Raw genomic sequence first — 8,329 nt, forward strand, 5'->3', positions numbered from 1 at the left:
TACTCCACCCCACATCTTTCGGTGACACTGCATTCCTCCATTGTCCACCCCATCGCCTCGCAGTCCTATTCGCGACTGTTTCCGTCCGTTATCCGATGGGTATCGAGGTCGTGGCCGGATGCACGTGCATTCGGCCTTCACGTGCGGAAGGATCATGGACATGGCCACCAGAGCTGACGACAATCGCGAGACATCGCTGGACAAATCGGGCGCAGCGCACCCCGGCGAGCACAGCGCCTCGGGCGACCTCGCTCCGATCACGACTCCGGATTCGGACGGCCATTCCGCTCCCGATCCCGAGTTCGTTCCCGAGCGACAGGCTGCCGCTCCGACCGATATCGCCCACACTCGCACCGCCGCCCTGTGGACCGGCCTGGTGGTCGGAGCTGTGGTCCTGGTGATCCTGCTGGTGTTCATCGTGCAGAATCTCGACTCCGTCACGGTCCAGATCTTCGCGTGGCAGCTCGATCTGCCCCTCGGCATCAGCATGTTGCTGGCCGCGATCGCCGGCGCGCTGGTGATGGCAATGGTGGGCGGCGCTCGAATCCTTCAGGTGCGACGTTCGGCCAAGAAGAAGTAGCGCCACTCGTGAACACTATGTACAGAAGCTGGCGCTGACTCACTGAATCGATCAGGCTTGGGGTGCCCCACTTCACTCGAGGAGCATGACGTGACAACTTTCATGGACACACCTGTGGCATCCGGCGTTGCCCCGGACCGAGCCCGGTCCTGGCTGCTGGTGCCGGCCACCAAGCCCGAGACCTTCGGCGACGCCGTCGCGTCGGGAGTCGATGCCGTCATCCTCGACATCGAGGACGCAGTCGCTCCGGCCAAGAAGCCGGCCGCGCGCGAGGCCGTCGTGCAGTGGCTCGGCGAAGGAAACTCTGCGTGGGTACGCATCAACGATGCAACGACGCCGTATTGGGCCGATGACCTCGCCGCGTTGTCCGGTCTGCCCGGACTGGTCGGCGTCATGCTCGCGAAGACCGAGAGTGGCGGTCAGGTCGAGGCCACAGCTGCTCGCCTGGCACCCGGCACTCCGATCCTGGCACTGGTCGAGTCCGCGATGGGCCTCGAAGCCGCGACGGAGATCGCCCGTGCAGAGTCGACCTTCCGTCTCGCTTTCGGCAGTGGCGACTTCCGCCGCGACACGGGTATGAGCGACGACCCGCTGGCTATGGCGTACCCCCGTTCGCGCCTCGTCGTCTCCTCACGCGCAGCGCGCATTCCGGGACCGATCGACGGACCGACGCTGACGGCCAACGACAGCATCCTCGGACGCGACGCAGCTCTGACCCTGTCGATGGGCATGACGGGCAAGCTGTGCATGCACTCGGAGCAGGCTGCCATCGTCAACCGCGAGCTCGCGCCGTCACCGACGGATGTGTCGTGGGCCCGTGACGTCATCGATGCCCTCGGTGCCGACGGAGCGCACGTCAAGGACGGAAGCGACCTGCCCCGCCTGGCGAAGGCGCTCAAGATCAACGAGCTGGCCGAGATCTTCGGGATTTCCGCCGCCTCCTGAAATCACCTGGGGTCGAGGTGCGTTCGGCGAAAAGCCCATCGGCTCGCTAATGCAGCTCGATTCCGGTCGGTTTGTACCGGACGTGGACTCGATACCGCACGTCGAACGAGACACCGTCCACCGACTTCACGGCCTCACGTGCGACGCGTGGGCCGAACTCGATTCCCAGCACATCGCGCAGCATGCGTCGATTCGGAAACGACCATCTCGTGTCGACACGGGTGAGTGCGAAACCCTGTGCCTCGAAGAACGCCTCGACTGTTGCCGGGTCGTAATGCGGCAGATCGGCCCGCATCCAATCCCCGTACGGCGACGCGGTCGCGTCCAGATCCACGACGACCAACGCCCCTCCCGGCCCGAGCACGCGCATGGCGTCGACGATTCCCGGCCCGCAGCCCGGTCCGAAAAAGTACGCGGTGCGCGCATGGACGACGTCCACGGTGCCGTCGTCGATCGGGAGGGAATCCGCTTGCGCGATCTTCACCTCGACATTCGGCAGGTTCGCGACTCGCAGTCTCGCCGCAGCAGCGAGTGGTTCGTGCGGCTCGACGCCTATCACCCGGTCCGCGTCGGCCGCGAACACCGGAAGATGAAAGCCGCTTCCGCAACCGACGTCGACGACCGTCTTGGCCGTCCAGTCAGCCACCGAACGGATCGCGTCGAACAGAGCACCGTCGACGTCCTGAGCACGGTTCTCCGCCTCGTACAGGTGAGGCCAGTTCCAGATGTTCGGGCTGGGAATCACCCCGGTGACTTCGCTGCGCACGCCCGAGAACAGTCTGCTCAGAGGAGAACGGTGAAGACGAGCCATGCCACGAACGCCGAGGGCAGCAGCGAATCGAGCCTGTCCATGATGCCGCCGTGGCCGGGCAGCAGGGTGCCCATGTCCTTGATGCGGAGGTCACGCTTGACCTGCGACTCGATCAGATCACCCAACGTGCCGGTCACCACCAGAACCACGCCGAGAAGGATGCCGATCATCGAGTTGGCCTCGAGGATGAGCGTCACCGTCAGCAGACATCCGATGATGCAGAAGATGAGCGAACCGGCGAGCCCTTCCCAGGACTTCTTCGGGCTGATGGCGGGTGCCATCGGATGCTTTCCGAACAACACACCCGCGATGTATCCGCCGATGTCCGAGCACACGACGCCGATGACGAACACCAGGATGCGGCCTGCGCCGTTGTCCTGCAGCACCATCAAAACGGTGAACGAGGCCAGCAGCGGCAACCAACATGCCACGAGGACGGTGACGGAGAGTTCTTCGAGGTAGTTCTTCGGAGCGGTGCCGAATCCCTGCCGCAGCAGCAGCCACACCATGCACACCAGGACGGTGCCCACCGCCGCGCTGAGCACACCGACTGCCCCGAACGGCCAGCCGAGCCAGATCATCGCCTGACCGCCGAGGATCAGGGGGATGCGGGGCACGAGGACCCCACCCTCGCGCAGGCGCTTGGACACCTCGTAGGTAGCGACGGCCAACGCGACGGCCACCACGCCGATCCACACCAGCGGCACGAAGACCAGGACGAGAATCAGGCCGATTCCCAACGACCCGCCGACTCCGATCGCGGCAGGAAGATTACGACCTGCCTTGCCCGTCGACTTCGCTGCGGCGACCCCGGACGAGGCAGCGGGCGTACCGCTGCCCTCCTGCCGATCCGGTCCCACCACTGTCGTCATCTCCTCGAAATTCATCGTCGTCCGTCGCGAAAAGCAGCTGTCGAGGTCGGGTCAGACCTCCATCAGCTCGCCCTCTTTACGCTTGACGAGTTCGTCCACGGAAGCGGTGTACTTGGCAGTGGTCTTGTCCAGATCGTTCTCGGCGCGAACGACCTCGTCCTCGCCTGCTTCGCCGTCCTTCTGAATGCGCTTGAGCTCTTCCATCGTCTTCCGGCGAACGTTGCGAATCGATACCTTCGCGTCCTCGCCCTTGCCCTTGGCCTGCTTGACGAATTCGCGGCGACGTTCCTCGGTGAGCTGCGGAACTCCGATTCGGATGAGGTTGCCGTCGTTGGTGGGATTGACACCGAGACCGGAGTTGCGAATGGCGGTTTCGATCGGTCCCAGCTGATTGGACTCGTACGGCTTGATGACCACGAGGCGCGCTTCGGGGACGCTGATACTTGCCAGCTGGGTGATCGGTGTCGGAGCACCGTAGTACTCGATGACGATGCGGGAGAACATCCCGGGGTTGGCACGTCCGGTGCGAATCGAGGACAGATCGTCACGTGCAACCGATACGGCCTTTTCCATCTTCTCTTCGGCATCGAAGAGAGCTTCGTCAATCACGATCTGTCCTCCATCGTCTTCGTCTTCGATTCGCTCACGTCACTGTCGGCAACGATCACGACGTGACCAGCGTGCCGATCTTCTCACCGGAAACGGCGCGAGCGATATTTCCCTGAATCAGCAAATTGAACACCAGCATCGGCATCTGATTGTCCATGCACAGACTGAAGGCCGTCGCATCGGCAACCTTGAGTCCCTGTTCGATGGCCTCGCGGTGCGTGATGGTGTCGAACATGGTCGCATCGGGGTCCAGTCGCGGATCGGCCGAATACACGCCGTCGACCGCCTTGGCCATCAACAACACCTCGGCACCGATTTCCAGCGCGCGCTGCGCAGCCGTGGTGTCGGTGGAGAAATACGGCATACCCATGCCGGCTCCGAAGATCACCACGCGCCCCTTCTCCAGATGACGTCGTGCGCGGAGCGGGAGGTACGGCTCTGCGACCTGACCCATCGTGATCGCGGTCTGCACCCTGGTGGCAACGCCTTGCTTCTCCAGGAAGTCCTGCAGCGCAAGACAATTCATGACGGTTCCGAGCATGCCCATGTAGTCCGAACGGGACCTGTCCATGCCGCGCTGCTGCAGTTCGGCACCACGGAAGAAATTGCCACCGCCGATCACCACTGCGACCTGGACCCCGGTGGCCACCACCTCGGCGATCTGTTCGGCAACGTTGTTCACGACATCCGGATCGAGACCGACCTGGCCGCCTCCGAACATCTCCCCACCCAGTTTGAGCATCACGCGTCGGAACCCGGGACGGTCAGGGGCCGGATCGGTCATAGCTCTCCTCGGTACTCGTCGAACACTACGGTTTCCTCTCGGATCATCCTGCCCTATCGAGGCCCGGGTGGTGGACAGGGCTCCGGCCTGCACACCCACCTGCCCCGCGCACGAGCGATGCCGCCCACTCGATGGAATCGAATGAACGGCATCGCTCGACCGAACCGGTGCGCAGACTAGCTGGCACCGACCTCGAAGCGCGAGAAGCGGGTGATGGTGACGCCGGCCTCGTCGAGAATGGCCTTGACGGTCTTGTTGCCGTCCTGCACCGACTTCTGTTCGGTGAGAACGACGTCCTTGAAGAATCCGTTGACGCGACCTTCGACGATCTTCGGCAGTGCCTGTTCCGGCTTGCCTTCTTCGCGAGCGGTTTCCTCGGCGATGCGACGCTCGGCGGCCACCAGGTCCTCGGGGACCTCGTCGCGCGTGACGTACTTGGCCTTGAGGGCGGCGATCTGCATCGCAGCTGCGCGCGCGGCATCGCCTGCGGCGTCGCCGTCACCGGTGTACTCGACGAGCACGCCCACGGCAGGCGGCAGGTCCGCGCTGCGCTTGTGCAGGTACGTCGCGGTGTTGCCGTCGTAGGACACGACGCGACGCAGCTCGAGCTTCTCGCCGATCTTGGCCGACAGCTCGTTCAGAGCCGTTTCGACAGTCTTGCCGTCGAGGTCGAGCGCCTTGAGGGCATCGACGTCGGCAGGCTTGCCTGCTGCAGCCGTCGCTGCAACGGATGCGGCGAACGTCTGGAACTCGTCGTTCTTGGCCACGAAGTCGGTTTCGGAGTTGATCTCGACGAGCACTCCACCCTCGGCGACGACGAGGCCTTCGGCGGTGTTGCGCTCGGCGCGCTTGCCGACGTCCTTGGCACCCTTGATACGCAGGTACTCGACGGCCTTGTCGTAGTCGCCGTCGTTCTCGGCGAGCGCGTTCTTGCAGTCCATCATTCCGGAGCCGGTGAGCTCACGGAGCCGCTTGACGTCGGCGGCAGTGTAGTTCGCCATCGTGGGCGAGCCTCCTCAAATGTCTGGGTACGGGCGTTGACGAAAAATGCTGTTCTCAGGGCGTGATCGACGGACTCGTTGCGGAGCCGTGCCGACCTCGACCCTGACATACCGAAGCGGCCCCGGCCCACCCCTGAGGGTGAACCGGGACCGAATTCGATCAAGCCTGAGCGGCCGGTGCTTCTTCTGCTGCCGGTGCTTCTGCTGCCGGGGCATCGGCTGCGGGAGCGTCCGCTGCCGGGGCGTCCGCTGCGGGAGCCTCTGCTGCCGGTGAAGCCTGAGCGAGCTGCTCGAGCTCCCACTCGGCGAGGGGCTCGCCTGCGCCGACCTCGGGCTTGGCGTCGGATGCAGTGTTCTGACCTGCTCGCGCCTGCACGCCCTCGGCGACTGCGGATGCGACGACCTTGGTCAGCAGCGCAGCGGAACGGATCGCGTCGTCGTTACCCGGGATCGGGTAATCGACCACGTCGGGATCGCAGTTGGTGTCGAGGATCGCGATGACCGGGATGTTCAGCTTGCGAGCCTCGGCAACCGCGAGGTGCTCCTTGTTGGTGTCGACGATCCAGATGGCCGACGGAACCTTGGACATGTCCCGGATGCCACCGAGGGTGCGGTCGAGCTTGGTCATCTCACGCGTGAGCATGAGGATTTCCTTCTTGGTGCGTCCCTCGAAGCCACCGGTCTGCTCCATGGCCTCGAGCTCCTTGAGGCGGAGCAGACGCTTGTGCACCGTCTGGAAGTTGGTGAGCATGCCACCGAGCCAGCGCTGGTTCACGTAGGGCATGCCCACGCGGGTTGCCTCAGCGGCGATGGACTCCTGCGCCTGCTTCTTGGTGCCGACGAACAGAACCGTGCCGTTGTGGGCGACGGTCTCCTTGACGAACTCGTAGGCCTTGTCGATGAAGGTCAGAGTCTGCTGCAAGTCGATGATGTAGATGCCGTTGCGGTCGGTGAAGATGAATCGCTTCATCTTCGGGTTCCAGCGACGGGTCTGGTGTCCGAAGTGTGTGCCGCTGTCGAGCAGCTGCTTCATTGTTACTACAGCCATGGCTGAAGAACTCTCTTTCGATGGTGCGGTTGACGCAGAGTGTCGGTGACCTCTGCCCTGGCGCCCGCTGAAGTTGCCGGACCCGACATCACGAAGATCTCGGGACCGCCGACAACCGGTTCTCGTATCGGTGATTCTGCGCGAGGCAGACGATGCGATGACGCGGACGCGCGAAGTCGACCCGTGCACGCACAGGCCGCAAGTGACGAGTGTAGACCTGCCACGTCCCCCGTCATAACCAGGCCCGACTGTCAAGGGATTCCGATGCCTGTGGACAAAGAAACTTCTTGTCCACAAATCGCGTCCGGGTTCGTTCGACTGCTCATATCCACGACATGGTCGACGGGTGAACATCTCTCTCGCGCTCCGCGCACTCGCGGTGTGCCTCGTCACCGCGGTAACGATCTCGACGCCGGTCGCCTCGGCGCAGCCAGGCGCATTCGCCTGGCCGCTGCAGCCGAAACCGCAGGTCGTCACCCCGTTCGACCGTCCCGAGCAGAACTGGCTGCCCGGCCACCGTGGTGTCGACCTCGCCGCCCGCGAGGGCCAGTCGGTTCTCGCCGTCGCCGACGGAATCGTGGTGTACGCCGGGTCGGTCGCGGGAAAGCCCGTCGTATCGGTCGATCATCCGGGCGGACTGAGATCGACGTACGAACCGGTGTCGGCGTCGGTTGCCGCCGGCACGCGGGTTCGGCGAGGGACCGTGCTGGGTTCGGTGACATCGGGGCACGAGGGCTGCTCGTCGACGTGCCTTCACTGGGGCATCAGACGTGGCCGGGACTACCTCGATCCCACGGCGACGGTGCGCGCAAGCCCGATCAGGTTGAAACCCCTCGACGAATGACGGCAGATGACCGTCAGCGCTGGGGGCCGGAATGCCTGCCGGACGCCGCAGGAAAATCGTCGGCCACCATCGCGGCGAGCTCGACGAACGCGCTTCGAGTCTGGGGACGCAACAGGTCGAGGTCGACCACGGCACCCTCGGCCAGGTGTTCGTCGAACGGAATCACCAGCACAGCACGGCAGCGCTCGAGAAAGTGCTGTTGCAGCAGGTTCATGTCCACCGCCGACGAACCCGGGCGAACCGAACTGATCACCACGACGGTCCGCTCCACCAGATGTCCGTAGCCGTGCAATTCCAACCAGTCCAGCGTCGCCGCAGCACTGCGCGCGCCGTCGACTGCAGGCGAGCTGACCAGAACCAGTGCGTTCGCCAGTTGCAGCACCCCGTTCATCGCCGAGTGCATGATCCCGGTACCGCAGTCGGTCAGGATCAGGTTGTAGTACACCTGCAACATGTCGATGACGGCGCGGTAGTCCTCCTCGCCGAACATCTCCGACGCTGCGGGATCGCGCTCGCCTGCCAACACTTCGAGTCGACTCGGTGCTTGCGAGGTGTGCTCGCGGATGTCGGAGTAACGACGAATGTGTGGTGCCGCGGCGAGCAGATCACGCACGGTCGACGACGTCTGCCGCGGAACTCGCTCACCCAGGGTGCCGAAGTCGGGGTTCGCGTCCACGGCGATGACGCAATCTCCGCGCAGCGACGCGAAAGTCGAACCGAGACCCAGGGTGGTCGTCGTCTTGCCGACGCCACCCTTGAGCGACAGAAACGCGATCCGGTAGTCGCCGAGCACCGGCTGCCGAATACGTTCGACCTGGTTTCGGTACCGCTCTTC

At 64.2% G+C, this 8,329-nt stretch carries 10 protein-coding genes; 3 read left to right on the top strand and 7 right to left on the bottom strand.

Going from position 1 to position 8,329, the window contains the following annotated elements:
* Positions 1–160 precede the first annotated feature (160 nt).
* Entirely contained in the window at positions 161–580 is a 420-nt protein-coding gene (locus A2J02_RS11685; RefSeq protein WP_068050295.1) for a LapA family protein, read from the top strand.
* A gap of 102 nt (positions 581–682) precedes the next feature.
* Positions 683–1,525, top strand: coding sequence for an HpcH/HpaI aldolase/citrate lyase family protein (locus A2J02_RS11690; protein ID WP_068050282.1), 843 nt, complete (start codon positions 683–685; stop codon positions 1,523–1,525).
* Positions 1,526–1,571: 46 nt separating this feature from the next.
* Here the strand turns inward: A2J02_RS11690 and A2J02_RS11695 are convergent, their stop codons facing one another.
* The 6 genes from A2J02_RS11695 to rpsB all read right to left on the bottom strand — a co-directional run bounded on the left by A2J02_RS11695 (position 1,572) and on the right by rpsB (position 6,650).
* Positions 1,572–2,336: a class I SAM-dependent methyltransferase gene (locus tag A2J02_RS11695; RefSeq protein WP_082898780.1), complete on the bottom strand. Its 765-nt coding sequence runs from the start codon at positions 2,334–2,336 to the stop codon at positions 1,572–1,574.
* Positions 2,309–3,208 (bottom strand): phosphatidate cytidylyltransferase, encoded by a 900-nt coding sequence (locus A2J02_RS11700; RefSeq protein WP_231893823.1) that lies wholly within the window; start codon positions 3,206–3,208, stop codon positions 2,309–2,311. The genes A2J02_RS11695 and A2J02_RS11700 overlap by 28 nt, the downstream gene beginning before the upstream one ends.
* A gap of 51 nt (positions 3,209–3,259) precedes the next feature.
* A complete protein-coding gene (gene frr / locus A2J02_RS11705) occupies positions 3,260–3,817 on the bottom strand; it encodes a ribosome recycling factor (RefSeq protein WP_068050286.1) in 558 nt (185 codons plus the stop codon).
* 55 nt (positions 3,818–3,872) lie between these two features.
* Positions 3,873–4,601 carry a UMP kinase gene (pyrH, locus tag A2J02_RS11710; protein WP_032397808.1) on the bottom strand — a complete coding sequence of 243 codons (729 nt, stop codon included), beginning with the start codon at positions 4,599–4,601 and terminating at the stop codon, positions 3,873–3,875.
* A gap of 176 nt (positions 4,602–4,777) precedes the next feature.
* Positions 4,778–5,602 (bottom strand): translation elongation factor Ts, encoded by an 825-nt coding sequence (gene tsf, locus A2J02_RS11715; protein WP_068050288.1) that lies wholly within the window; start codon positions 5,600–5,602, stop codon positions 4,778–4,780.
* A 160-nt stretch (positions 5,603–5,762) separates the two neighbouring features.
* Positions 5,763–6,650, bottom strand: coding sequence for a 30S ribosomal protein S2 (gene rpsB, locus A2J02_RS11720; RefSeq protein WP_068050290.1), 888 nt, complete (start codon positions 6,648–6,650; stop codon positions 5,763–5,765).
* Between the two features lie 346 nt (positions 6,651–6,996).
* Between rpsB and A2J02_RS11725 the strand changes: the two genes are divergently transcribed.
* Positions 6,997–7,494 (top strand): M23 family metallopeptidase, encoded by a 498-nt coding sequence (locus A2J02_RS11725; protein WP_068050292.1) that lies wholly within the window; start codon positions 6,997–6,999, stop codon positions 7,492–7,494.
* A 13-nt stretch (positions 7,495–7,507) separates the two neighbouring features.
* Here A2J02_RS11725 and A2J02_RS11730 read toward each other — a convergent pair.
* Positions 7,508–8,329: MinD/ParA family ATP-binding protein (locus A2J02_RS11730; RefSeq protein ID WP_068050299.1), on the bottom strand; the 822-nt coding region annotated here is incomplete at its 5' end.

Source organism: Rhodococcus sp. EPR-147 (genome assembly GCF_001647185.1).
Taxonomy (GTDB): Bacteria; Actinomycetota; Actinomycetes; order Mycobacteriales; family Mycobacteriaceae; genus Rhodococcoides.